Genomic DNA, 23,702 nt, shown 5'->3' on the forward strand with positions numbered 1-23,702 from the left:
TGATCAAAGCGCCCACTGTCGCCCCGAATCCAAGGAGCCGTCTTCGATGACACCAGCAACAGCGAAATCCAACGACCGACGTAATTTCGGGATCGCCGGACGCTTGACGGCGGCATTTGTCGGCATTGCTGCCCTCGCCGCCATCGCCGGCGCCTCCTCGTCCTGGTATTCGATGAAAAGTTCCGGCATCGTCAAGGAACTCGGCGATCGAACCCTCCCAACCGTCACCGAATCCCTCGCCTTCGCGCAAGAAAGCGCCATCCTTCTCGCAGAGGCGCCCAATCTCGTCTATGAGCCGGATCTCGCTTCGCTCGACGCAAGTTCGAAGCGCCTGGAAGCCATCCTCGCCGGTCAAAGCGGTCGACTGACGGCTTTGCGCGACCTTGGCGTGGCGCCGGAACTGCTCGATTCGGTCGAGAAGACGAGCCAAAGCCTCGAACCAAAGCTCAATCAGCTGACAGCCATATCTTCCGACCGGATCAAGGCGAAATTCCGCATGCAGGAGGGCGTGGCTCGCGCTCTGTCCCGTTACAAGTCCCTGGCGTCAATGCTCCGCAACGCGCAGGTCGGAGCGGTGGACAGCAGTATCGAGCGATCGCGTGCCCTGACCGATCTCCAGATGGCGGCCGCCGAGATATCGACACTGATATCGGCGATACCGGATGCGTCAGACACCGAACTGGCCGCAGTCAAGGATCAATATGATGCGACTGGCAAGGAGATTGACAGCATCCTCGCGCGGCTGAAAGCTTCAGGCGGTAGTGCTGCGATGCAACAGCTTGTCACGGCTCTCCAGAATGAGGGTGGAGGTCCTGAAGGCCTGTTTGCGCTTCGATCCGCCCAGGCCAAGGTCAACGGTCAGATCGCAGATATGCTGAATGATCTGACGGTGACCTCCATCATCCTTGGCGTCGACGTCAAATTGATCGCGGCGAAGGAAAAGCAGGCCGCCCGAAATGCTGCGGAATTGTCTCGGGGGATGACCCAGCAGACTGTCGCCGTCAATGCGGCAACGAGCTTTCTGGTGATTGCAGCCGCGCTTGCCGCCCTGTTCTACGTCCGGCGTTTCGTGACGCGGCGGCTGATCAGGCTTGCGACGGTCATGGGCCGTATCGCCTCCGGTGATCATTCCACTCAGGTTCCCATGTCCGGTCGCGACGAGATAACGGACATGGCCGGCGCTGTCGAAGTGTTCCGCGCCAATGCGGTCGCCAATATTCGCCTCGAGCAGGAAGCGGAAGAACAGCGAAACCTGACGGAAGACGATCGTCGCCGTAAGGCTGAAAGCGATCGCCTCCGGGCAGAAGCCATGGCCCAAGCCACCCAAGGTCTCGGCAAAGGGCTCAAGCACCTTTCTGCGGGTGATTTGACGTTCCGTCTCTCCGAGCCCTTCGCGGATGAATTCGAGACGCTGCGCGCCGATTTCAATGGCGCGGCCGGCCAGCTTGCCGAGACGCTGCGCTCCGTCGCCGACGCGGCCAACGCCATCGATAGCGGCAGCCGCGAGGTTAGCATCAGCGCCGATGATCTCTCCAAGCGCACCGAGCAGCAGGCCGCGTCGCTGGAAGAAACGGCGGCGGCGCTCGACCAGATCACCGTGAATGTCGCCAATTCTTCCAAGCGGGCCGACGAAGCCCGCAGGATCGCCGCCCAGGCCAATACCAGTGCCTCCCAATCCGGCCAAGTGGTGGCGAGTGCTGTCGACGCCATGGAGAAGATCGAGCAATCGTCGAAGCAGGTCTCCAACATCATCGGCGTCATCGACGAAATCGCGTTCCAGACCAATCTACTTGCGCTCAATGCCGGCGTCGAAGCGGCCCGTGCCGGCGAGGCCGGCAAAGGCTTCGCGGTTGTTGCACAGGAAGTGCGTGAACTCGCGCAACGCTCCGCCAAGGCCGCCAGAGAGATCAAGGAGCTGATCCGCAACTCCTCCGTCGAGGTGGAGAATGGCGTGAAGCTCGTCAGCGAGACCGGGACTGCCCTGAAAACCATCGAGGGCTACATCGTCACCGTCAACCAGCATATGGACTCGATCGCGACATCGGCCCGGGAACAATCGGTCGGTCTCGCGGAGGTGAATACCGCCGTCAACCAGATGGATCAGGTCACGCAGCAGAATGCGGCCATGGTCGAGGAGAGCAATGCGGCGAGCGCGACCCTTGCCGGTGAAGCAGGACGGCTTCGCGACCTGATCAGCCAGTTCCAGTTTGGCGAAGCCATGCGCCGGCCGGCGTCCCTCACCGAGGCGAGCCCATCCAGCCGGCCGGTCGCATCGCCCGCGCGCCGGATCGTCGGCGCCGTCGCCAAGGCCTTTTCCGGCAACGCCGCCGTCAAGCAGACCTGGGAAGAGTTCTGAGCGGAGCTGAAGGTGCACTGACTGAAGGTCTTTTGGCCATCAGAGCTGGCAAGCGGTCGCGTCCTTTTCAGGACGCGGTCCTATCTCTCTCTGACGTCCTATCTTGCACCCGCCGTTCCGGCGTCAATGACATCGCGGCCCCTCCAATTTTCCCCGCACCGCAAGCGGCACAGAGAAAGTCGGTTCCTCCGCTCGCCGCACGGCGGCCGCGTTCAGCGGTCCCTGACCCCTCACGGACTTCGGTGCGGACACTTTTCGCCAGAAAACGAAAAGGAGACCCTGATGACACAGCATCACATCACACAGCCGGTTAGCGAAGAGCGGAAACTTGCGGATCAGCAGCCGACCGGGCTTGAACATCTGCGCAGCAGTTTCGATGCTGAAGTGCACCTTCCCGCCGATATCTCGCGCGAGTTTCTGTCTGCGGCGCTGCTTTGGGCCATCGACAACAAGGTCGATTTCGGTTTGTTCCACGAGCCCGGAAAGATCATCATCGCGCACTTCGGTGGTGATGAGATCTACCTCCCCTCCCGGTGGTCCGACAAACGATGGCACATCGGCCTTGAGGACAAGGAGCCTTTCGACCCGGGCGATTGAAGCCCAGACCAGAGGCGGCTTACCGCCTCTGGTCTTTGCCTTTCGCTTGAGCCGTTCCTGCCGGATCGACCAGCCGAGCCGGCTATGATCCCAAGCCCCATCTCTCTCTCCTGACAGCGGACGATGATGATGGTTGTCATTTCCCCTGGCACCAGCCATGTCGCGCGCCATCCCATGGCCGGGCAAGGCCTTCCTTGATCAAAACATCGCCCAGAGAATTGCCCGCACGCGATACGGTTCGAAGTTTACGTCCATACTTGTCCTCGTCGCGGAAGCCGGCCGACAGCGAAAACTTTCCGGCGTTGAGCAGCGTTAGTAGTCGCGACTTTGCCGCTTCACCTTTGATCCGTTCAGCTTCGCAGCGGGGCGGGCTGAGTTCGGGCGTATCGATGTCGGCGATGCGGATTTTCTTGCCCTCGAACCAGAAGGTGTCGCCGTCGACGACGCAGTTCGTGCGATGGCTGTCGCCGCAGATCACGAACGACGCCGATTGGCTGTCTTGCGCAGGCGCTTTGACGAAAGCCGCAGCGATGTCGAGATGGCCATTGCGATCAAGATAGAGCCAGCCCGCGGCGCCGATCACCACGGCCCAGACAATCGCGGTCGGAAAGCCTCGGCCGCGATCGTGACCATGACGACGCGGCGTCGATCGCGAGTCATTAATGCCGGGACGGTCGTTGGCGACCTTCCGATTTTTCCTGAACGGGATGACGTTCTTTTGCGCCAAGCTTTTCATTCCTCTTCGGCGGCAGAGGTTACAGCCGGTTTGGTTTCATAGGCGTTTACCGCAGACGCCGAATTCGAACCTTCCTTCTCCCTTCCGCCCATCGAATGAAACCGGTTCTCGCCGACGCAGGCTCTCATATCGTTGCGCCGGAACCAGATGGCGCGCCCGCATCTGAGCGGTGCATTGCCGGCCGTGAACACGATCTGCTCGTCGGCCCGCATGCGCAGAACCTCATGCGGCTGGATAAGCGGTCTGGCGGCAAGCTGCTTCGAGCGTGTTCGCGATGATCCCCTTGCCTGGGAACTGCGGCTGACCTGGTCGATCTCGACCGTGGTCATGCCGCAACGTTTCGAGATGTAGTCGGCGGTCTCGGGATCGTTAATTGCGGCGAACGAGATCCAGCTGGCACTCTCGAACCACTTGCTTGCCGCGTCGCGGCCGCCATAGGTTTCGCGCATCTGGCCGATCGACTGATAGATCATCGTCAGCGTGATTCCGTATTTGCGGCCGGCGTCGCGCGCAGTCTCGAGGATCCGCATGTAACCGAGGCGGGCGACCTCATCGAGAAGAAACAGCGCGCGCCCTTCAAGCTTTCCGTCGCGATTATAGATCGCGTTGAGAAGCGAGCCGATGACGACACGCGCAAGACCGGAATGAGTCTCCAACGTCTTGAGGTCGATGTTGATGAAGACGTCGGTATTTCCCGCGGCGATGTCGCTGGTCGAGAATTTCCGTCCGGACACCAGGGCGGCATAATTCGGATAGGAAAGCCAATGCGTTTCCTTGACCGCATTGGCATAGACGCCGGAGAAGGTTTCCGGCGTCATATTGACGAAGGCAGCGACGTTCTCCTTCACGAAATCCGAACCCGAATTGTCGTAGATGTCCTGCAGGCGCTTGCGCAAGGTCGGTTCCGGCTCCGACAGGTTCATGCGCACCCGGCGAAGCGTCTGGTCCTTCTCGTCCATGTGACCGGACAGGCAGACATCGGCGATGAGCGCGGTGAGCAACTGCAGGGCTGACGCGCGAAAGAAGTCGTCACGGACACCGCGCGCGCCGCCGCTGTCGCTCATGATCCACGATGCGACAGAGGCAATATCCTCTTCCTTCGTTCCGCCGAAACGGCCGACCCAGTCCAGCACGTTGAAGCCCATGTCCGACTTCCTCGGGTCGAGGACGAACACGTCCCTTCCCGCTCCGCCGCGATGCGCGGAGACCATCGGGGCGACCTCGTTCGACGGATCGAGCACGATCAGCGTGCCGCCCCATTTGAGTGCCGTCGGGATGGTCACCGACGTCGTCTTGAAACCACCGGACCCCGCAAAGACGATCCCGTGCGACGAGCCGAATGAGCCATCGAAGCACAGCAACGGCGACTTGCCGCCGGCGCCCCAGGTCTCCGCGCTATCGGCTCGAAATGCCAATGCCGCGACGCTGTCCTTGTCGACCCGATAGCGCTCGCCGATGACGATGCCGCCGGAATCGGAAAACAGCTTCGCCGCCTCTGGCGGCTTCATCCAGTCGGCTTCGCCATGCAGTGCCCTCTTGCCCTGAATGCGCTTTGGCTCGGCCCTTGCGAATGCCGCATTGCCGATGAACGCAACGCGGAGTGCGAAGCAGGCACACATGAACGCTGCGCCTACTCCAATCGACGTTGCCGGATCGAGATAGGCGAAGACCGTCTTGCCGGTTGGCAGCGTCTTCGTGAAAGCGGCAAGGCGTATGGTTTCGCGGGTAGCCGCGATCAGGATCGTTCCACTGCATCCCGCAACGACGCCCCAGCCTGCCTGCTTGATGCTGATCGCGCCGGCACTTGCGAACAAGAACACGATACCGATCGCCGCGCTGGCGACATAGGGCAGCGCGATGCCCGCACGCCCCCATGCCAAGCGTGCGGCCTCGGTCTTCCCGAAGCCGGAAATCCACTGCTCGATCCCCGTCATCCCGATGACGACCAGGATCATCAGCGCCGCCGGCCCGACGACGAGCGCAATCCTATTGATCGTCATTGCCAAAGGCCTCCGCGCCGATTGCCGTGAGCCTGGATCGCTCGCCCTCATCACCCTTGATTCGGCGGGCGACATCGATCAGCGCGCCCAGCAACAGCGCGCGCTTCTCGTAACGCAGCCCGGCCTTGACGATCAGGCCGCCGAGCTCGATCTTTTCCCGCGTTTCCTTCTTGCGGGCGTCGGATGTCATCGTCCTCGCCATACGCTCAAGCCTCGCCAGTGCTGCCCGCGCCCGCACCAGAGGAGTCCGCCGGCGTCGACGTTGCGCCGCTGCTATCGCCGGCACCCTTTTTCCCTCCGTTCGTAGCGCCCTTCCCTCCCCCTTGGCCTCCGCGAAACCGCGTCGCCACTTCCTCGAAAGCGGCCTGCAGCTCCCCTTCCTCAATCTCGATCTCGCCAAGGCCGGCCTTGAGCGCGATCCGGCCGATCCGCTCGGCTTCTCTTGTCTCGGCGACCTTGAGCTGCTCCTGCAACTTGGCGATTTCGTCGCGGATTTTCGAGGCAGGTTTTTTCATGTCCGATCGTCTCCATGGCTGAGAAAGCTTGTCTTTCGAAGCCAGTCTTTCCGAACGGAGTGCGGAACGCACTACTGTGAATCCTACAATCGCCAAGGGCGATTCTTTGGTGAATGATCCCGGCCGTTCCGAAGGAGCGGCTTCCAAGGGCGCAATTATACGTCGCTCACGCGACGCCCTTGCTTGGTCCGGCCTCCCGCTCCCGACGAACCCGTTGATTTCGTTTGCAACCGGGAAAGAACTCCGCCGTGGCCGTCCCCCATTTCTCCGTCAGCGTCGTCGCCCGCGGCTCCGGCCGCAGCGCTGTCCTGTCGGCGGCCTACCGGCACTGCGCGAAAATGGAATACGAGCGGGAAGCGCGAACGATCGATTACACCCGCAAGCTGGGGCTGTTGCACGAAGAGTTTGTGATTCCGGCAGACTCGCCCGAATGGGTGCGCAGCATGATTGCAGATCGCTCAGTCGCGGGAGCATCCGAAGCCTTCTGGAACAAGGTGGAGGCATTCGAGAAGCGATCCGATGCGCAGCTCGCCAAGGATGTCACCATTGCCCTGCCGCTCGAGCTGACATCCGAGCAGAATATCGCTCTCATGCGCGACTTTGTGGAGAGGCACATCACGGCGAAGGGGATGGTCGCCGACTGGGTCTATCACGACGCCCCCGGCAATCCGCATGTCCACCTGATGACGACATTGCGGCCGCTCACCGAAGATGGGTTCGGTTCGAAGAAGGTCGCTGTGCTCGGTCGGGACGGCAAACCGATCCGCAATGATGCAGGCAAGATCGTCTATGACCTGTGGGCCGGTAGCACTGAGGACTTCAACGCTTTCCGCGACGGCTGGTTTGCCTGCCAGAACAAACATCTGGCGCTCGCCGGCCTCGATATTCGCATCGATGGCCGCTCCTTCGAAAAGCAGGGTATCGACCTCGAGCCGACCATTCACCTCGGCGTCGGCGCCAAAGCCATCGAGCGCAAGGCCGAGCAATCCGACGGGAAGCAGGAGACCGCGCCTCCCAAACTCGAACGCATCGAGCTTCAGGAAGCTCGTCGTAGCGAGAATGCACGCCGCATCCAGCGCCGCCCCGAGATCGTGCTTGAGCTGATCACGCGGGAGAAGAGCGTCTTCGACGAACGTGATGTTGCGAAGGTGTTGTATCGCTATATCGACGATGCCCGTCTCTTCCAAAGCCTGATGGTGAGGATTCTGCAGAGCCCGGAAGCGCTCAGGCTCGAGCGCGAGCGAATGAATCTTGCGACCGGGGTCCGAGAGCTGGCGAAATACACGACCCGGGAGATGATCCGGCTTGAAGCCGAGATGGCCAACCGCGCTATCTGGCTTTCCGCTCGCGCCTCCCATGGTGTCCGTGAGGCGGTGCTGCAGGCGACCTTTGCACGCCATTCTCGTCTATCGGATGAGCAGCGGACGGCGATCGAACATGTCGCCGGCGGAGAGAGGATCGCCGCCGTGATTGGTCGTGCCGGCGCCGGCAAGACGACGATGATGAAGGCTGCCCGTGAGGCGTGGGAAGCAGCCGGCTATCGTGTGGTCGGCATAGCACTGGCCGGCAAAGCAGCCGAGGGATTGGAGAAGGAAGCGGGCATCCCATCGCGCACGCTGTCGTCGTGGGAGCTTCGCTGGAACCAGGGTCGCAACCAGCTCGACAACAAGACTGTCATCGTACTCGACGAGGCCGGCATGGTGTCGTCACGGCAGATGGCGCTGTTGGTCGAGACGGTGACCAAGGCCGGCGCCAAACTTGTCCTCGTCGGCGATCCCGAACAACTCCAGCCGATCGAAGCGGGTGCCGCCTTTCGCGCCATTGCCGCTCGCATCGGCTATGCCGAACTCGAAACGATCTACCGTCAGCGCCAGCAATGGATGCGCGATGCCTCGCTCGATCTCGCTCGTGGCAATATCCGCAAGGCTGTCGACGCCTATACCGCTCATGGTCGAATGATTGGCTTGAGACTGAAGGACGAGGCGGTCGAGAGCCTGATCGCAGCGTGGGACCGCGACTACGACCCCTCGAAGACCAGCCTGATCCTCGCGCACCTTCGCCGTGATGTGCGAATGCTCAACGATATGGCGCGCGCCAAGTTGGTCGAACGCGGTGTCGTCGCAGAAGGATTTGCATTCAAGACGGAGGACGGACACCGCAAATTTGCGCCGGGAGATCAGATCGTGTTCCTCAAGAACGAGGGCAGCCTCGGCGTTAAGAACGGCATGCTCGCAAAGGTGCTCAAAGCCGCTCCTGGCCGGGTCGTCGCCGAGGTTGGTGAAGGAGAGCACCGCCGTCAGGTTACTATCGAGCAGCGCTTCTACAACAATCTCGATCACGGTTATGCCACGACGATCCACAAGAGCCAGGGGGCGACCGTCGACCGGGTGAAGGTGCTTGCGTCACTGTCGCTCGACCGGCATCTGACCTACGTCGCGATGACCCGCCATCGTGAAGATCTCGCCGTCTACTACGGCAGTCGCTCCTTCGCGAAATCCGGCGGCCTCATCCCGATCCTATCGCGCCGAAACGCCAAGGAGACGACCCTCGATTACGAGCAGGCGTCGTTCTATCGCCAGGCGCTGCGCTTCGCGGAAGCCCGGGGCCTGCACCTCATGAATGTCGCCCGGGCGGTCGCGCGCGATCGCCTGGAATGGACCATTCGGCAGAAACAGAAGCTGGTCGGCCTCGGCGCCCGTCTTGCCGCAATTGCAACGAAACTCGGTTTCGTCGGCAACTTCAAAAACTCCCCAATCCAGAACCCGATCAAGGAGGCCAAGCCCATGGTGTCAGGCATCACCACCTTCCCTAAATCGTTCGAGCAGGCTGTCGAGGACAAGCTCGCCGCCGACCCCGGCCTCAAGAAACAATGGGAGGACGTCTCGACCCGCTTCCACCTCGTCTACGCGCAGCCGGAGGCTGCCTTCAAGGCAATCAATGTCGACGCGATGGTCAAGGACCAATCGGTCGCGAAGTCCACTCTCGCGAAGGTCGCCGACGCCCCCGAAAGTTTCGGTACGCTAAAGGGCAAGCCCGGTCTTCTTGCCAGCCGTGCCGAGAAGCAGGACCGGGAAAAAGCCATCGCCAATGTCCCGGCACTTGGCCGCAATCTTGAACGCTATCTTCGTGAGCGGGCCGAGGCCGAATTGAAGCATGAGACGGAGGAGCGCGCGGTCCGGCTCAAGGTTTCGGTCGACATCCCTGCGCTCTCGCCAGCGGCCAAGCAGATGCTCGAACGCGTCCGCGATGCCATCGATCGCAACGATCTCCCTGCCGGCCTTGAATATGCGTTGGCCGACAAAATGGTGAAAGCTGAACTCGAAGGTTTCGCGAAGGCTGTGTCCGAGCGTTTCGGAGAACGGACCTTCCTGCCTCTCGCCGCGAAAGACACCAACGGCAAGGCCTTCGAGACCGTTACAGCGGGCATGACGGCTGGCCAGAAGGCTGAGGTCCAGTCTGCGTGGAATTCCATGCGGACGGTCCAGCAGCTTGCCGCTCATGAACGAACGACGGAGGCGCTTAAGCAGGCTGAGACACTGCGCCAGACGAAGAGCCAAGGGCTCTCCCTGAAATGACGGCGGCAGCTAGAGCGCGCCAGGCGATAACCGCGCAACAACGACGAGCGGCCGTGATCCTCTCGGCCACGACGTTGGCCGCTATCGTGCTGGTGGCGACTGCCCTCGCCGGCGGTTATCGCATCAATCTGACCCCGAGCGAGCCACTCGGCCTGTGGCGTATCGTTCCGCTCGGTCGCCCCGTTGCTGTCAGTGACCTAGTGTTCGTTTGCCCACCGGCAACCGCGGAAATGCGGGAGGCGCGAGCGCGCGACTATCTCCGTTCCGGTTCCTGCCCGGGTGGCGTCGCCCCGTTGATCAAGACGGTGATCGCCGTCGCAGGCCAGCATGTCGAAATCGGCGCCAGCGTGATTGTCGATGGGCGGGTGGTTGCCTCTTCCAGCCTCGCGCCACGAGACGGAAAGGGGCGGCCGCTGGCGCCGTTTCCGAGTGGCATCGTTCCGCCAGGACATCTCTTCCTGCATTCGGCGTTCCCGGGCTCCTTCGACTCCCGGTACTTCGGTCCGGTGCCCGCTTCAGGCATTCTCGGCCTAGCGCAGGAGATCCTCACCTATGCGCCGTGAGTTTCTTCGGGCGACGCAGCTGATAGTCGCTTCGATCGCGATCGGCGTGGTGGGCTGGAGCGGCCACGCGTTGCTTCTGCCCGTCGCCCTGGCGTTTCCCGTTCTTTGGTCGATGGCGCAAACGAGGGCGGTCGCGGCCCTTGTCTCGGCCAGCTATTTTCTGGCCGCATCTCGTGGCCTGCCGCAAGGCGTCGCTGCCTTCTATTCGTCTGATATCTGGCCGGGGCTGCTCCTCTGGCTGTGCGCGTCCTCGAGCTTCGTCGCCGTGCATACGGTCCTGTGGACCGGGATCGCCGGCATTCGTCCGTTCCGCTATCTCCTTGCGGCCGTCATCATGGCCGTCCCGCCGTTCGGCATCACGGGCTGGGCGCATCCTGTCACGGCCGCTGGAGTTTTGTTTCCGGGATGGGGATGGTGGGGACTGGGCTGGATGACAGCTGGCCTTGCGGGCCTCGTAACCCGCATATGGCCAGCTGTCGCCATCGCCTTGACCGGCTTTTGGCTATGGTCCGCCGCAATCTGGACCGACCCGAGACTACCGGAAGCCTGGCGCGGCGTCGATCTGGAAATGGGCGCTTCGCTTGGCCGCGACACCGGTCTTCGACGCCAGCATGACCTGATCGCAACGGTGCGCGACGCTGCCGGCGATGGCACCCGCTTTGTGGTGTTGCCAGAAAGTGCGCTCGGCTTCTGGACGCCGACCGTGGAGCGTCTATGGACGGGCGCACTTGCCGATGGCGATGCCACCGTCATCGCCGGCGCCGTGGTAGTCGACGCAGACGGCTACGACAATGTCCTCGTCTCGATCGACGGCAAGGGTCGCCGCATCCTTTATCGCGAACGCATGCCGGTTCCCGGCTCGATGTGGCAGCCATGGCGATCCTGGTTTGGGGAGAGCGGCGGCGCCCGGGCGGATTTCTTCGCGAACCCAATCGTCACTATCGGTGCCGGCCGGGCCGCACCACTGATCTGCTACGAGCAACTGATCGTTTGGCCGGTCCTGCAGTCGATGCTGCACGATCCGGACGCCATCCTCGCCGTCGGAAACGGCTGGTGGACCGAAGGCACGTCGATCATTGCCATACAGCGCGCCGCGACTACCGCCTGGGTAAAACTCTTCGCAAAGCCGCTCGTCATTGCCTTTAACACCTGAAAGGAGACACTATGCTGGACGCCGCCCTGATCAAAGAATGCGCCGACCCTTCCCTAAAACCCGCGATCGTCGAACGGTTCGTGGTATCAGCAGGCTCGGCTGATCCCCTCGCCGTCACCGTCAAATCCGGTGGCCGTTTGATCCTCGTGCCAAAAGCTGCGTCGGCTGACGAGGCGATGGTGATCGTGCGGCAATATGCTGGTCAGGCGGTGGTCCGCGTCGGTCTCACGCAGTTTCCCGCCGGCGTTGGCGTCAAGGAAGCGAGTGATCTCAAACCGGACCTCGTCGATGCCTGCCAGAACCTCCGCAAAGGCACGGCGATGTTCGCCAAGGTGCTCCGGATCGTCGCGAAATGGTATGGCAACCCGACGAGCAAAGATGTCTTCCCGCAGATCTTCGAGGATGCGGTCTACGCATGGAAGACCGGCGAGTTCGAGGGCGTCAGTGTGTTTCAGGCGGAGGATCCGGGAACGGCAGTTGAAGTGCCGCAGCAAAGCGAGGAGAAGATCCCCGACGAGGAAGAGAGCGCCGAACCGAAACCAGGAGAGCAAGAGCCTGAGACGGTGCAGGATGTTGGCCGAGCGGGGATGCGGATCGACCTCTCACACATTGGAGGCCAAAAATAGATTGACTTCGTTTCGCCGGGGGCAGCGAGGCGAGTATTGAGGTTCAAAGCAGAAAATTAGTGTAACTCAAATGCATGATATTAGTGTTTGTCGGAACGCCCCGCACGAACGTGGTGTTCGAGTTGATCAAAGCACCAGCACAGCCATCCACGAAAGAACGGCCGCGCGGAAATACGATTAGAGCAGATTCATGCCCGGCTGCGTCATAACGGGGCCTCAAGGGCAGCAACTAGCAGTCAGCACGCGCGCGTCTACTCATCTCGTCACAAGCACGGCAGGTTCGACGCCCAGTGCCTCTGCGATTTGGCCAAGGACGGTGACGGTCGCCGACATCTCGGCACGCTCGATTGCTCCGACATGGCGGACACTGAGGCCCGTACGGTGGGCCACTTCCTCCTGCGTCAATTGTTTGCCATGACGGATTCGACGCATATTGATCGCCATGACCTCCTTGAGATCCATGACGCGAGCGGAACCTGAATCGGAACTATTATTCCAGGAACTATAGTTCCGATTCGTCACGGCGCGTGATATTGCTCGTCCAGGCCGTCACAAGTTACCTTGGGATATAGGGTATATGAACTTCTGAAAGACAGGCCGTGCAGTTATGGCCTATGCGGTATAATGCTCACCAGGATTTGGCTTTCGAGCGGCAAATGAAGAAATTAAGGGGAAGCGGATGAAGGACGTGAACTTATCCGAGACAAAACACGAAACCAAACCGATGGGATCCTGTTTACGTTCAATGGAAAAATCAGAACTAGAGGCGCTTGCTATATCTGCAATCCGAGAGCACCGCCGGCTTATAGTCGCCGACGAAGCTGTTTATGAGGAATGGACCCGCGCGTCCGCCGACCCCTCGGTTTCGAGCGCCGTGCTCGAAAGCTTGCAGCAAGAGTATGCCGCGCGGCAAAGGAAATCCGAAGCCCAGCAGGAAGAGCTTTCGGAGATCATCGATGTGCTCGGCTACATCCCCGAGGTTCCGCTCGATGGCGATGAATGACCCCTCAAACCAAGCCGTGATCTTTAGCGATCGCGACTAGATGTGGAACGGTCGCCGCGTCAAGTTTCTCGCGCGCTTTATCGAGGTAGTGCTGCACCGTCCTCGCGTTGATCCCCGTCAACATTGCGGTTTCCGGGGCACTTTTGCCCTTTGCTGCCCACATGAGGCACATCGCTTCCCTTGGCGAGAGTAGCCGCTTCGGAGCGATTATCGTCGTCGAAGCGATAATCTTCAGGCGGTAATGGATTGCAAGGACCGTCCGGACGGCTTTCTGGGCGTCCAGCAGTTTGGCTTTCTCGACTTTCTTCTCCGACGAGGCAAAGGTCAGCATCATCGTCGACCCGAAACTCCCTTCGACCGGAATCGTCAGCCCACTGCGAATGCCGTGCTCGATCGCCTGGTCGCGAAACCGTCTCAGCTCCGAGGTGCCACGAGCCGGCCAATCATCGGCCGTCCAGTAGAACATCTCCATGCGACGCTTGGCTTCCGTGATGACGGGGTCGATGCGCGAATATTGGCCGCCAAGATAGATATCCTGCCATTCCTCCGGATAGGAGTTGAATGTGCGGATTTCCAGGCCCTCGGTCTGAAGATACGCAAAACGTTCGAAGCCATGGGAGTTTGCGAAGCTTTTCAGGGCGCCCTTGATCATGCGTTCATCGTGCGCAGCTTCCGTCATATCGATTAAAGAGCGAAGGTCTCCGTCCACGGACTTGTCTCCTCTTGCGCAGCTGCGAGCCTCCCACCCGTCGCGCCTACCACGCGCCGCGAGTTACCTGGTGCCACCGTTCGGCCAGCCGGAGCCATACGGAACATCGGACCGTGGCTGCGAATTCCGTGTCCCCATTCGTTTCCGATGAAAACGCAGTTGCCTTCTGCCGAAGCATATCCACGGCCGTTGCAACTGGTTTTCTACTCACCTCTACCGAGTATTCAAGGCCTCTTCATCTAAAATATGACAATTTGAGAGAAGATTTTGGCGAGCGCTGATTTCTGAGCGCGGATGGATCGCTCCACCCGACGAAACGACGGGCGGAGCAGCGTTCGAGATGGGTTAGCGCCCGCTATAAATGGATGGAAAGATGATATCCTGGTCCGCGAGAACGTTGAACTTATAGCCAGGACGGATGCGAATCGTCGGCTGAACGTTGAGGTTCTTCGAGATTGTCTGTTCTGTGACGCGACCGAAGCTTTCGGCAAAATTCCGCCGTGCTGCATCCGATGCCGTGTCCTGGGTGGCCAATGTTGAACTCTCCGGCATCGACATGTCGATCCCCGTCCCGATGATTGCCACCAGAGCTGCGGAACCGAACGTCCTCCAGAGATGGCGGTCAACCTTGTCCTGGAAGCCGCCATACCCCTCGGCGTCCGTGCCGGCCATGCCGCCGATCTGCAGGGTGGATCCATTGGGAAAAATAAGGTCAGTCCAGACGACGAGAACACGCTCCTGGCCGAATGAGACCTTGGAATCATAGCGACCGAACAGCTTTGCGCCCTGCGGGATAAGGAGGCGATAGCCGCTCGCGCTGTCGTAGACATTCTGGCTGACCTGCGCGGTAATCCGCCCTGGCAGGTCGGAATTGAGGCCGGTGATCAAGGTGGCGGGAATGACCGAGCCGCGCTTCAGTTCGTAGGGTGACATCTGCGGCACGACCTGGTTTGGCAGGTAGCCGAGATCCTTGATGTCCTGATTGAAAAAATCCTCCTTCGACGGCTGTCCGTTCTGATCGACGTTTTGGCCCATCAGGCCGGATTTCATGGCGGCGGCATAAAGGTCCGACGCACTGTTGACGGCTGCATTTGTCGGCTGGCGGCCGCTGTCATTGGTGGAGGTTGCCTTCTCGAAGTCTCCGATGTCTACCTTCAGCGGCGAATCGAGCGCCGTAGCGCGAGCCTGGAGGCGAGCCATCCGCTGGCGCTGCGCTTCCCGGATATACTGCTCGTCCTGCTCCCGCTTCAGGCGAGCCTTCCACTCCTCCTCGGATTCGAGCGAGCGTCTCTCCTGTCGGTCATTCGGCCGGCGTTCAACGGCGGTCTCCTGTTTCTCGACCTTCTGCTCGACGACAGGGGTCGGTTGAAACACTTCCTGCTTCTCCGGCTCGCCGATGATGCCGTCGGTGACACCCCGTTTGAGCTGGTCGCCGAAGCTGGTCGCCGGGGTGTTGGAAGCCCCCTCGATGTCGCCTCGATGGAAGGACAGCCCCCGCAGCGACAGGCCGATCACGACGACGCCAACGAAGAGCGCGACGACGATGATGGCGATGATGATCGGCAGGCGGTTGAGCCGGCGCATGCCATTCTGATCGTCGGACTGGGCTGGCGCGCCAAGTTGGAGCGACTGGACCATATTGCTCTCCGTCAGTTGCGCTGCATGATCGAAAGTGGACTGGTCGGCGTGGCGCCGGCCGCCGTCGGCGTATAGGCGCGGCCAAGAGCGATGGAAGGCGTCGAAACGCGCGCAAAAACCTGCCCGTCGAAGCCCTCGACGGCAAAAGCAAGCTCGACCGGCTTGATGTCTTTGGCGACCTTGCCGTCCGTGACGACCGTATAACCCCAGCCCTTCAGGGCCGCCTCGAGGGCGGTCGCGAATTCCGACTGGTCCTTTTCCATTTTGATGGTCGTCGCAGCGCTGGCCGGACCGATTTGTTCGGCGAGACGACTTGCCATGTCACCGGCGATCGCGCTTGCGGCCGGTCCGGTGACGGCAACCGGGGTTGCATTGGTGGTCATCGCGTCGTCGGCCGTTTGGCAACCGGAGAGTAGTTTGGCCGCGATGAAGAGTGCGAGGAGCTTGCGCATGGTTCAGCCTCCCCGCCGGATGGTGATCTTCTGCTGCCGCCACCCGACCCCTGATACGAGGATCGCCTTGTCGATCGCATAGTCGACGGTCATCATGTTGTTCTTCATCCGGTAGTTGACGATGCGGTTCTGACCGCCGGAGACGACGAAGAGCACCGGCGCATCCTGACCTGAGATCGACTTCGGGAATTGGATGTAGGTCTTGACCCCGTCCGAATAGACCCGCTTCGGTTTCCACGAAGCCCCGCCGCTGATCGAATAGGAGAAGTTCAGCTTATCCGGCGCCGTGCCCGGAATGCCGCCGGTTTCGAGACGGGCATTGATGTCGGCGAGCTTGGTGGAGGTGTCCTCGGGGTACTCGAAACCAACGCGCGCCATGTACTGGCTGGGATGGGACTTGAGCTGGATATGATAGGTTCGCCGTGAGGTGGTGACGACCATCGAGGTGAGAAGACCTGGCTCCGACGGTTTGACAATCAGATGGATGGCCTGCCCGCCTGTCGCCCCCGAGGTGGCCGGCTCCACTTTCCACCGCACCGTATCGCCGACGAGCACGTCGCGAACGATCTCACCGCCCTGAAGCTCGATGTCGCAGACCTGCAGCGGCGAGCAGACGACGGACGGCTGGGTCTCGCCGAACAGAAAAATCACTTTGCCGTCCGGTCCCGTTGTGACCAGGCCCGGTGTGCCGCGCCATTTGCGGGAGATATTCGTACCCTTGACCTCGTTGCTCGTCATGCTTTGCGCCTGCGCGCCCACCACAAAGGCGAGTCCGGCCATGCAGCCGGCGGCTGCGATCAATCCTGTCTTTTGCATTGAGAAATCCCTGCCCTTAAAGCTGTGCCGTCCAGTCGAAATCCCGGACATAGAGGCCGATCGGATTGAGGCGGATCGTCGCCTCATCCTGTGGCGCGGTGAGCGCCACCGTTGCGATGCCGCGGAAGCGGCGTGTGCCGGTTTCCTTGCCCTTGCGGTCTCGCTCGTATTCCGTCCAGTCGATCTGATAGGTCTGGTTCGAGAGCGCCACGATGTTGTTGACCTCGATGGCGACGGTCGAGGACTTCGCTTTCTCGAAAGGTGAATTGCCTCGGAACCAGGCGTTGACCTTCTCCGTCGACGGATCGGAGGTGCGAAGAAGAGCGTATGTGCGGTCGATATATTGCTTCTGCACCACGGCATCCGGCGTGATCGAGCGAAAGCTTGTCACGAAGTTGCCGAGTGTGGCGCGAACCACGCGGACATCGGCATATTCGATCTGCTCCGGGAAGCCTGCCGTGACTGCCGTCCCCAGCTTGTCGACCTCAACGATATAAGGCACGAGCTTGACCTGGGTACTGAGATACATCGCGTAGCTGAAGCCGATGACGGCCATCGTCAGGCCGAGAATGCCGACGATCCGCCATGCGGAAGCAGCCTTCACATATGTGCCGTAGCGCTCGTTCCATTCCTGGCGGGCGGCAAGATACGGATTATCAGGGGCGCGGTTCGCTGCCATTTATTCTTCCCTTGTCTCGATTATGGTTTGTCGTTGCGTTCGGGAGGAGGCGTCGGGCCGCTGTGACCGCTGCGCTGTTCATCGAGCTTGGCGTTGGCTAGTCCGAGGATGGACCCCGCATAAGCACCGGGAGATCCGATTGCCTTTTCCTTCGCGGCCGAGCCTGCGGCTTGTGCCCCGGAACTGAAGCTTGCGCCTATCCCCCGCAGGGCAGCACCAGCGACGGATGAACCGCCAGCTCGTGCGGCTTGGGCCGCCGCAAAACCCGCGCCGGCAGCGCCGGCGGCCAAGAATCCAGCGCCCGCGGCGAAGGACGCCGCTTGCCCGCCGTGGCGGATTGTCTCCATACCGCCGGTGACGGAGGCTCCCTGGACGACACCCTGGATGATGTTCGGCACGTACATGGCGATGATGAAGACCACGACGGAAATACCGGCGATCGCCAGGGTGGTGACAAACTGGTCGGAGGATGCGGTCGGGGCATTGGCCAGACCCAAGAGGACCTGTGACCCAATCTTTGCGATCATCACCAGCGCCATCAGTTTCATGCCAACGCCGAAGGCGTAGACAAGATAGCGAACAGCAAAGTCTTTGGTGAAGGAGGAACCGCCCAGGCCAAGCATGATCATGCCGGCGAGCAGGCCGACATACATCTCAACCATCACCGAAACAAAAATCGCGGCAACCAGCGAAAAGCAGATGACGACGACACCCATTGCCAGCACCGCGGCAATCGCCAGCGCATTGTCCTCGAATACGCCGAACTGCGCCTGTTGCGACATTTGCGAGGCGACGCGAATGCCGGCATCGAACACTTCAGCGGGCGAGGCTGAACCGCCGCCGGCACCAATTTGGAAAAGACTGTCAACCACCGCCCGGGCAAAGGTCGGACCTTGGGTCAGAACGAATGCGAAGAACCCGACGAACATGATCCGGCGCACCAGCTCCGCAAACCAGCTATCCAGCGAGGCTGACTGGATCGCCAGCCAGACGGCGGCAATGCCGATCTCGATCGTTGCGAGGATCCAGAACAGCGATTTCGCCGCATCCATGATGGTGGTCTCCCAGCCCTTCGCGGCAGAGGAGACCTGGTTTTCCAGTTCCGTGAGGACCTGCCCCTCCTGCGCAAATGCGGGAGCAGCATAGGCGAGGAAGAACAGACCAGTTATCAGGAGTGAACGTGTGACAGCGGGCTTCACCATCTCGGCCGTATCTCCTGACCATCCTTGATCGGCGGCAGCTCCTTATTCGAGCCGAAGAACTTCTCCCGGGCTGAGCGCTGCTCCTCGGTAAGCGCAGGTCTTCCGCCGTCGCTGGATTTTACGATCAGCACTGTGGCCGCGGCGGATGCAGCGGCGACAGCAAGCACCAAAGCAATTAGGACGGATCGGCTCACCAGCGTGGCTCCATTCTCTGACCTTCCGGAATGCTCTTGACCTCAGCGTTGAAGAACTTTTCCCGCCGGGCCTGCGCCAGGTCCTTGTCGGTCTGCTCCGTCTGTAGCCAGGTTCCCATCATCGTCATCTGTTGCGAGACGAGACCGCGAAGCTTCTGCATCTGGGCAACCTGCTGAGCGGCGATCTCGTGGCCGACCTGCAACGCTTTCATCTGCCCGTCCGCCGTTTCGGACATCGACCGCAGCGAGGACATCGTATCTTCCTCGCTATCGAACTGGTCGGCCGTTAGGCTCGCAGCCTTCAGCGAGCTGGCGATCGTGTCGCGGTTGGTCGTCGACCAGGACTGATAAGTCGAGGAGAACGTCGCGTTATCCGGCAGGTTGGTTTTGAGGTCGGCGTAGCTCTGAAAGCGCTGCTGAAGAACGTCGTCGGCGTTGCCCATGGAGAATGAGATACTCTGACCCTGGTCGACAATACTGCGGAGCTGATTGAGATCGCTTTCGACCTGCCCCCAGACATGGTCAGGCAGCTGCGCGGTGTTTTGCAGCATGTTTTGGTAGATCTTAAGCTGGTTCTGGATCTGCTCCGCAAGCTGGCTGATCTGCGTCAGCTGATTGTCGACCTGGAGGCCCGAGCTCTTGAGAAGGTCCACCAATTGCGCATTGTTGGCGAGCTGCGTCCACTCCGTCGCAGCACCGGTGGCGGTCCCCGCCCGTGCTGAAGGTACGGCTCCGATCGTCAGGGCCGCGGCCGCCAGGCAGGCTAACCATCTATTCGAACTTGAGTAGCGATGCGGCATCGTGAACTCCTCTCGTTTCAAGCCAGCGGATTGGCCACTCGCGGCCATGTCCGGATTTCAGTGCGCGGATGCGCTTGAGGTCGTCCTTGCCCGACGCGCCGACAAAGCTCAGCGCAACCGGCCCCAGCGACATGTCGAAGAGCCGCCGGCCTTCCGGCGTGGCGACGTAGTATTCGCGTTTGGGGACTGCGTTCGAGACGATCTCAATCTGGCGCTCGTTGAAACCGATACGCTCGTAAAATTCACGTGTTCCTGGCTCTCTGGCGGCGCCATTCGGAAGGCAAATCTTGGTTGGGCAAGACTCCTTCAGCACATCGATAATCCCGGACCGTTCGGCATCCGAGATCGATTGGGTCGCAAGGACAACGGCGCAGTTCGCCTTGCGCAAGACCTTGAGCCATTCCCTGATCTTGCTGCGGAAAACTGGGTGGCCAAGCATCAGCCACGCCTCATCGAGCACGATCAGGCTCGGCGATCCATCCAGACGCTTCTCAATCCGCCGGAACAAGTAGGTCAGCACCGGCACGAGATTGCGCTCGCCCATGTTCATCAGCTGCTCGATTTCGAAGGTCTGGAAGGCCCCGAGTGTCAGGCCGTCCTCCTCCGCATCGAGGAGCTGGCCCATCGGCCCGTCAACGGTGTAGTGATGCAGCGCATCCTTGATCTCGCGCAGCTGCACGCCGCTGACGAAATCCGAGAGTGAGCGACCGGATGCGCTCGCCATCAGTCCGACCTGCCGAGAAATGGCGTTACGATGATCGGGGGTGATTGTGACGCCCTGCAGACCGACCAGCATCTCGATCCACTCGGTCGCCCAGGCCCGGTTGGCATCACTTTCGAGATCAGAAAGCGGGCAGAAGGCCAAGGCCCTCCCCTCTTCCGCATTGTCGCCGCCGATCTCATAGTGATCACCACCGGCAGCGAGCGTCAGGGGAAGAAGTGAACTGCCTTTGTCAAAGGCGAAGATCTGCGCATTTTCGTACCGGCGAAACTGTGCGGCGATCAGAGCAAGCAGCGTCGACTTACCAGAACCTGTCGGACCGAAGATCAACGTGTGGCCGACATCATCGACATGCAGGTTCAGACGGAACGCTGTCGAGCCGGTCGCAACCTGCATCAAGGGAGGGGAATTCGGTGGGTAAAAGGGGCATGGCGCGATCGGGTTTCCGGCCCAGACCGAATTCAGCGGAATCAAGTCGGCGAGATTGCTGGTGTTGATCAGTGGCTCACGGATGTTGCAGTACCAGTTGCCCGGCAGGCTGCCGAGATAGGCATCGGTGGCGTTCAGCGTTTCGATCCGCGCCCCAAACCCTTCCGCCTGGATCAGCCGCCGGATCGCTTCGGCCTTCTCCTGCAGGGCTTCGCGATCGTTGTCGAATAGCACGACGACCGGTGTGTAATATCCATAGGCAACCAGCTGCGATGAGGCCTGCGCGATGGCGTCCTCGGTCTCGGCGACCATGGTCATCGCGTCTTGGTCGACGGATCGACTTTGTGTCTGAAATATCTGGTCGAAGAACGGCCGGACCTTCTGCTGCCATTTCCTGCGTGTGCGTTCGAGCTTCTGTCGGGCCTCCTCGGCATCAAGGAAGATGAAACGTGATGACCACCGATAGGTGAGCGGCATCAGGTCAAGACTATTCAGAATGCCCGGCCAGCTTTCAGCCGGCAGACCGTCGATCGCGACGACGCCGAGAAAGCGATTTTCGACCTTCGGCGTCAGTCCGTGTTCAAGCTCCGCCGTGGCGATCCAGTCGAGATACATCGGAACATCGGGAAGCCTGATTGGATGGTTCTCGCCGGTAATGCAGAAGCGGGCGAACTGAAGCAGTTCGTCATATCGGGCAATTCGCTCCCCTCCCCTTCCGACCGTTTCTCGGGTTTCCATTCGCCGGATCGAAAGTGTGTTGGCAAAATACTGCTCAAGCTCTCGCACCGCGTTCTTGAACACGAAGAGCACCGTGTCCGCGTAGGATTTCTTCCGGCTCTCCTCGTCCGAATAGATGTACTTGCTGAGAGCTGTTTTCTTGGACTCGAGCGGCCGGTAAGTCAGGATCAGCGCATGCTTGCTCTCGAAATGCCCCTGCTCGCGCGCGAAATGCGCCCGGCGCTCCCCGTCGATTGCGCGGGTTACCGGATCGGGGAAATGGCAACGGTCTTCTGTGGGATAGTCGACCGTCGGAATGCGAATGGCGTCGACCTGGATCATCCAGCCGCTTCCAAGCCGCGACAGAACGGCGTTGATCTGCCTCGACAGGTCGTTGCGTTCGAGGTCAGTCGCACTTTCGGAATCTGGTCCCGCGAAATACCAGCCGGCCATCAGGCTTCCGTCCTTCAAGAGGAGGACACCATTGTCGACCAGGCCGGCATAGGGAACGAGATCAGCAAAGGAAGGGCCGGTCGCCCGGAAGCGTTTGAGAGCTACCATGGCCGCCTCCTCAATACCGGCGCCAAGGCGATGTCGTCGCCTTGTAGGTGGGCTTGTAGGAAATGTGCCTGATATAGACTTGCCGCATGAACGGGTCGGACTTCGCCATCATTCTGAGGAGCCCGACGATCACGACCCAGACGGCGATTCCGAAGAGCGCCGAATAAACCGTCAGCACCACGAAGATCAGGATGACGGCGGCGAGACCGGTCAGCAACACAAGCTCCCTGTCGGCGCCCATCAGCAGGTTTGGACGCGACAGTGCACGGTGGATGCGGTTGCGCTGCAGGCCGGATGGGGAATTAGCCATGAGTTCCCTCCCCGCCTCCGGCCGATCCAATCGTGGTGAGCTGTTCGCTCGTCAGTCCTATCGAGGCGCCGGTTGCGCCAAACAGGCCGACGATGTTGGTGGCGCCGAGGAGGATGCCGGCGACGAGAACGACGTATACAAGTCGCCGCGCGAAATCATTCAGTTCGCCGCCGAAGATGAGCATGCCGCCGGCGATGGCGACTGCTGCAAGCGCGATCGCACCCGCGACCGGGCCGGTGATCGACTCCTGGATCTGCTGCAGCGGCCCTTCCCACGGGAGACTGCCGCCGGAGCTGGCAAGGGTCGGCGCGACCGAGGCGAGAACGATGGGCGCCGCCAAGAGCGCGACGGCGATGAATGATTTCCTATGCGACATGGCGCGCTTCCTGTTCTTCTGTGAGCTGATCGGATTCGACCTCGTATTGACCGTTGACGAACCGCTCGACCTGGATGACGTCGCGAACGCGCCGTCCGCGCGGCGTCCGCTCAATGGAGATCACGAGATCGACGGCTTCCCCGATCACCTCTTGCATCGGCTGCTGGCTTGCCTCGGCCGTCAGCTGTTCAAGACGGCGCAGCGCCGACATGGCGGTGTTCGAGTGGATGGTCGCCACGCCGCCCGGATGACCGGTGTTCCAAGCCTTGAGCAGGGTCAGGGCAGCGCCGTCGCGGACCTCGCCCACAACTATCCGATCAGGACGCAGGCGCATCGTGCTCTTTAGAAGCCGTGCCATGTCGATCGTATCGCTGGTATGGAGCAGAACTGCGTTCTCGGCAGTGCATTGAATTTCGGCGGTGTCTTCCAGAATGACGAGCCGATCTTCTGGCGCGCTTTTCACGATCTCGTCGATCACAGCATTCGCAAGCGTCGTCTTGCCCGAGCCCGTTCCCCCGGAAATGATGATGTTGAGCCTCGCGGAAATCGCGCTGCGGATCGTCGCGGCCTGGTATTCGGTCATCACTCCGGTCCGGACGTAATCTTCGAGCGGGATGAGGCGCGATGCCCTGCGCCGGATCGTGAAAGCAGGCCTGGCGACCACGGGAGGCAACAGTCCCTCGAAGCGGTGACCGCCGATCGGCAGCTCTCCGGAGATGATCGGCTGTTCGGTATCGACCTCCGACTGCAGTGCATGCGCGACAGTACCGATCACCATTTCGGCCGCGGCCGGGGACATTTCGCCGGCGGGCGCAACGCCATGTCCGAGGCGTTCGATAAACAGCTTTCCATCCGGATTGAGCATGATCTCGACGACTGTTGCATCGTCCAGCGCCACGCAGAGCTGGTCACCGAGTGCTTCCTGAAGTTTACGCACAAGCCGAGGGTGAGAGCGAAGCTGGTTCACGGATTTC

24 protein-coding genes are annotated in these 23,702 nt (G+C 61.0%); 7 read left to right on the forward strand and 17 right to left on the reverse strand.

Annotation, left to right across the window (positions count from 1 at the left end):
• Positions 1–46: 46 nt before the first annotated feature.
• Both M0412_RS24775 and M0412_RS24780 read left to right on the forward strand, forming a co-directional pair.
• Positions 47–2,356: a methyl-accepting chemotaxis protein gene (locus M0412_RS24775; RefSeq protein ID WP_012475985.1), complete on the forward strand. Its 2,310-nt coding sequence runs from the start codon at positions 47–49 to the stop codon at positions 2,354–2,356.
• 282 nt (positions 2,357–2,638) lie between these two features.
• A complete protein-coding gene (locus M0412_RS24780; RefSeq protein ID WP_077768127.1) occupies positions 2,639–2,953 on the forward strand; it encodes a hypothetical protein in 315 nt (104 codons plus the stop codon).
• A 136-nt stretch (positions 2,954–3,089) separates the two neighbouring features.
• On the opposite strand, the gene M0412_RS24785 is transcribed toward M0412_RS24780, so the two are convergent.
• The 4 genes from M0412_RS24785 to traC form a co-directional block, all read right to left on the reverse strand.
• The gene (locus M0412_RS24785) at positions 3,090–3,485 is read right to left on the reverse strand and encodes a thermonuclease family protein (protein ID WP_234888144.1); all 396 of its coding nucleotides are present in this window, start codon (positions 3,483–3,485) and stop codon (positions 3,090–3,092) included.
• Between the two features lie 200 nt (positions 3,486–3,685).
• The gene (traG, locus tag M0412_RS24790; RefSeq protein ID WP_012475987.1) at positions 3,686–5,689 is read right to left on the reverse strand and encodes a Ti-type conjugative transfer system protein TraG; all 2,004 of its coding nucleotides are present in this window, start codon (positions 5,687–5,689) and stop codon (positions 3,686–3,688) included.
• A complete protein-coding gene (gene traD, locus M0412_RS24795) occupies positions 5,676–5,891 on the reverse strand; it encodes a type IV conjugative transfer system coupling protein TraD (protein ID WP_012475988.1) in 216 nt (71 codons plus the stop codon). The genes traG and traD overlap by 14 nt, the downstream gene beginning before the upstream one ends.
• Positions 5,892–5,895: 4 nt before the next feature.
• Positions 5,896–6,204, reverse strand: a complete 309-nt coding sequence (gene traC / locus M0412_RS24800) for a conjugal transfer protein TraC (protein WP_012475989.1) — start codon at positions 6,202–6,204, stop codon at positions 5,896–5,898.
• Between the two features lie 248 nt (positions 6,205–6,452).
• On the opposite strand from traC, the gene traA reads away from it, so the two are divergent.
• From traA to M0412_RS24820, 4 genes are read left to right on the forward strand one after another with little or no spacing between them, the layout of a single operon-like run.
• Positions 6,453–9,779 carry a Ti-type conjugative transfer relaxase TraA gene (gene traA, locus M0412_RS24805; protein WP_012475990.1) on the forward strand — a complete coding sequence of 1,109 codons (3,327 nt, stop codon included), beginning with the start codon at positions 6,453–6,455 and terminating at the stop codon, positions 9,777–9,779.
• Entirely contained in the window at positions 9,776–10,342 is a 567-nt protein-coding gene (gene traF / locus M0412_RS24810) for a conjugative transfer signal peptidase TraF (protein WP_012475991.1), read from the forward strand. Before traA ends, traF begins: the two co-directional genes overlap by 4 nt.
• Positions 10,332–11,495, forward strand: a complete 1,164-nt coding sequence (locus M0412_RS24815; protein WP_012475992.1) for a conjugal transfer protein TraB — start codon at positions 10,332–10,334, stop codon at positions 11,493–11,495. Before traF ends, M0412_RS24815 begins: the two co-directional genes overlap by 11 nt.
• An 11-nt stretch (positions 11,496–11,506) precedes the next feature.
• Positions 11,507–12,121 carry a TraH family protein gene (locus tag M0412_RS24820; RefSeq protein WP_012475993.1) on the forward strand — a complete coding sequence of 205 codons (615 nt, stop codon included), beginning with the start codon at positions 11,507–11,509 and terminating at the stop codon, positions 12,119–12,121.
• Positions 12,122–12,376: 255 nt separating this feature from the next.
• Here the strand turns inward: M0412_RS24820 and M0412_RS24825 are convergent, their stop codons facing one another.
• Positions 12,377–12,583, reverse strand: a complete 207-nt coding sequence (locus M0412_RS24825; RefSeq protein WP_077768126.1) for a helix-turn-helix domain-containing protein — start codon at positions 12,581–12,583, stop codon at positions 12,377–12,379.
• A gap of 217 nt (positions 12,584–12,800) precedes the next feature.
• On the opposite strand from M0412_RS24825, the gene M0412_RS24830 reads away from it, so the two are divergent.
• Complete coding sequence (locus M0412_RS24830; protein WP_012475995.1) at positions 12,801–13,124, forward strand: transcriptional repressor TraM; 324 nt, start codon at positions 12,801–12,803, stop codon at positions 13,122–13,124.
• 4 nt (positions 13,125–13,128) lie between these two features.
• Here M0412_RS24830 and M0412_RS24835 read toward each other — a convergent pair whose 3' ends face one another.
• From M0412_RS24835 to trbB, 12 genes are all read right to left on the reverse strand, one after another.
• Positions 13,129–13,833 carry an autoinducer binding domain-containing protein gene (locus tag M0412_RS24835; RefSeq protein ID WP_077768125.1) on the reverse strand — a complete coding sequence of 235 codons (705 nt, stop codon included), beginning with the start codon at positions 13,831–13,833 and terminating at the stop codon, positions 13,129–13,131.
• A 345-nt stretch (positions 13,834–14,178) separates the two neighbouring features.
• On the reverse strand, positions 14,179–15,471 hold the full coding sequence (trbI, locus tag M0412_RS24840) for an IncP-type conjugal transfer protein TrbI (protein WP_012475997.1): 1,293 nt from the start codon (positions 15,469–15,471) through the stop codon (positions 14,179–14,181).
• 11 nt (positions 15,472–15,482) lie between these two features.
• Positions 15,483–15,923 carry a conjugal transfer protein TrbH gene (gene trbH, locus M0412_RS24845; protein ID WP_012475998.1) on the reverse strand — a complete coding sequence of 147 codons (441 nt, stop codon included), beginning with the start codon at positions 15,921–15,923 and terminating at the stop codon, positions 15,483–15,485.
• Between the two features lie 3 nt (positions 15,924–15,926).
• Entirely contained in the window at positions 15,927–16,739 is an 813-nt protein-coding gene (trbG, locus tag M0412_RS24850; RefSeq protein ID WP_012475999.1) for a P-type conjugative transfer protein TrbG, read from the reverse strand.
• Between the two features lie 16 nt (positions 16,740–16,755).
• Positions 16,756–17,418 (reverse strand): conjugal transfer protein TrbF, encoded by a 663-nt coding sequence (locus M0412_RS24855; protein WP_012476000.1) that lies wholly within the window; start codon positions 17,416–17,418, stop codon positions 16,756–16,758.
• Positions 17,419–17,438: 20 nt separating this feature from the next.
• Entirely contained in the window at positions 17,439–18,620 is a 1,182-nt protein-coding gene (trbL, locus tag M0412_RS24860; RefSeq protein WP_012476001.1) for a P-type conjugative transfer protein TrbL, read from the reverse strand.
• Positions 18,614–18,814, reverse strand: coding sequence for an entry exclusion protein TrbK (gene trbK, locus M0412_RS24865; protein ID WP_012476002.1), 201 nt, complete (start codon positions 18,812–18,814; stop codon positions 18,614–18,616). The genes trbL and trbK overlap by 7 nt, the downstream gene beginning before the upstream one ends.
• Entirely contained in the window at positions 18,811–19,614 is an 804-nt protein-coding gene (gene trbJ / locus M0412_RS24870; RefSeq protein WP_077768124.1) for a P-type conjugative transfer protein TrbJ, read from the reverse strand. Before trbJ ends, trbK begins: the two co-directional genes overlap by 4 nt.
• Positions 19,586–22,042, reverse strand: coding sequence for a conjugal transfer protein TrbE (locus M0412_RS24875; RefSeq protein WP_012476004.1), 2,457 nt, complete (start codon positions 22,040–22,042; stop codon positions 19,586–19,588). The genes trbJ and M0412_RS24875 overlap by 29 nt, the downstream gene beginning before the upstream one ends.
• Positions 22,043–22,052: 10 nt before the next feature.
• A complete protein-coding gene (locus M0412_RS24880; RefSeq protein ID WP_012476005.1) occupies positions 22,053–22,352 on the reverse strand; it encodes a conjugal transfer protein TrbD in 300 nt (99 codons plus the stop codon).
• Positions 22,345–22,728: a TrbC/VirB2 family protein gene (locus tag M0412_RS24885; RefSeq protein ID WP_012476006.1), complete on the reverse strand. Its 384-nt coding sequence runs from the start codon at positions 22,726–22,728 to the stop codon at positions 22,345–22,347. The genes M0412_RS24880 and M0412_RS24885 overlap by 8 nt, the downstream gene beginning before the upstream one ends.
• Positions 22,718–23,695, reverse strand: coding sequence for a P-type conjugative transfer ATPase TrbB (gene trbB / locus M0412_RS24890; protein WP_077768123.1), 978 nt, complete (start codon positions 23,693–23,695; stop codon positions 22,718–22,720). Before trbB ends, M0412_RS24885 begins: the two co-directional genes overlap by 11 nt.
• Positions 23,696–23,702 lie beyond the last annotated feature (7 nt).

This window comes from Agrobacterium sp. O3.4 (assembly GCF_041414895.1).
GTDB lineage: Bacteria > Pseudomonadota > Alphaproteobacteria > Rhizobiales > Rhizobiaceae > Agrobacterium > Agrobacterium cucumeris.

Bases quoted from the DNA above. Each gene is read 5' to 3' on its own strand.
- M0412_RS24880 (WP_012476005.1), bottom strand. From the start codon at position 22,352: ATGGCTAATTCCCCATCCGGCCTGCAGCGCAACCGCATCCACCGTGCA.
- M0412_RS24780 (WP_077768127.1), top strand. From the start codon at position 2,639: ATGACACAGCATCACATCACACAGCCGGTTAGCGAAGAGCGGAAACTT.
- M0412_RS24825 (WP_077768126.1), bottom strand. From the start codon at position 12,583: ATGGATCTCAAGGAGGTCATGGCGATCAATATGCGTCGAATCCGTCAT.
- traD (WP_012475988.1), bottom strand. From the start codon at position 5,891: ATGGCGAGGACGATGACATCCGACGCCCGCAAGAAGGAAACGCGGGAA.
- traF (WP_012475991.1), top strand. From the start codon at position 9,776: ATGACGGCGGCAGCTAGAGCGCGCCAGGCGATAACCGCGCAACAACGA.
- M0412_RS24885 (WP_012476006.1), bottom strand. From the start codon at position 22,728: ATGTCGCATAGGAAATCATTCATCGCCGTCGCGCTCTTGGCGGCGCCC.
- traG (WP_012475987.1), bottom strand. From the start codon at position 5,689: ATGACGATCAATAGGATTGCGCTCGTCGTCGGGCCGGCGGCGCTGATG.
- trbJ (WP_077768124.1), bottom strand. From the start codon at position 19,614: ATGCCGCATCGCTACTCAAGTTCGAATAGATGGTTAGCCTGCCTGGCG.
- M0412_RS24820 (WP_012475993.1), top strand. From the start codon at position 11,507: ATGCTGGACGCCGCCCTGATCAAAGAATGCGCCGACCCTTCCCTAAAA.
- M0412_RS24855 (WP_012476000.1), bottom strand. From the start codon at position 17,418: ATGGCAGCGAACCGCGCCCCTGATAATCCGTATCTTGCCGCCCGCCAG.
- M0412_RS24830 (WP_012475995.1), top strand. From the start codon at position 12,801: ATGAAGGACGTGAACTTATCCGAGACAAAACACGAAACCAAACCGATG.
- M0412_RS24875 (WP_012476004.1), bottom strand. From the start codon at position 22,042: ATGGTAGCTCTCAAACGCTTCCGGGCGACCGGCCCTTCCTTTGCTGAT.
- traC (WP_012475989.1), bottom strand. From the start codon at position 6,204: ATGAAAAAACCTGCCTCGAAAATCCGCGACGAAATCGCCAAGTTGCAG.
- M0412_RS24775 (WP_012475985.1), top strand. From the start codon at position 47: ATGACACCAGCAACAGCGAAATCCAACGACCGACGTAATTTCGGGATC.
- M0412_RS24815 (WP_012475992.1), top strand. From the start codon at position 10,332: ATGCGCCGTGAGTTTCTTCGGGCGACGCAGCTGATAGTCGCTTCGATC.
- trbI (WP_012475997.1), bottom strand. From the start codon at position 15,471: ATGGTCCAGTCGCTCCAACTTGGCGCGCCAGCCCAGTCCGACGATCAG.
- trbH (WP_012475998.1), bottom strand. From the start codon at position 15,923: ATGCGCAAGCTCCTCGCACTCTTCATCGCGGCCAAACTACTCTCCGGT.
- trbG (WP_012475999.1), bottom strand. From the start codon at position 16,739: ATGCAAAAGACAGGATTGATCGCAGCCGCCGGCTGCATGGCCGGACTC.
- trbL (WP_012476001.1), bottom strand. From the start codon at position 18,620: ATGGTGAAGCCCGCTGTCACACGTTCACTCCTGATAACTGGTCTGTTC.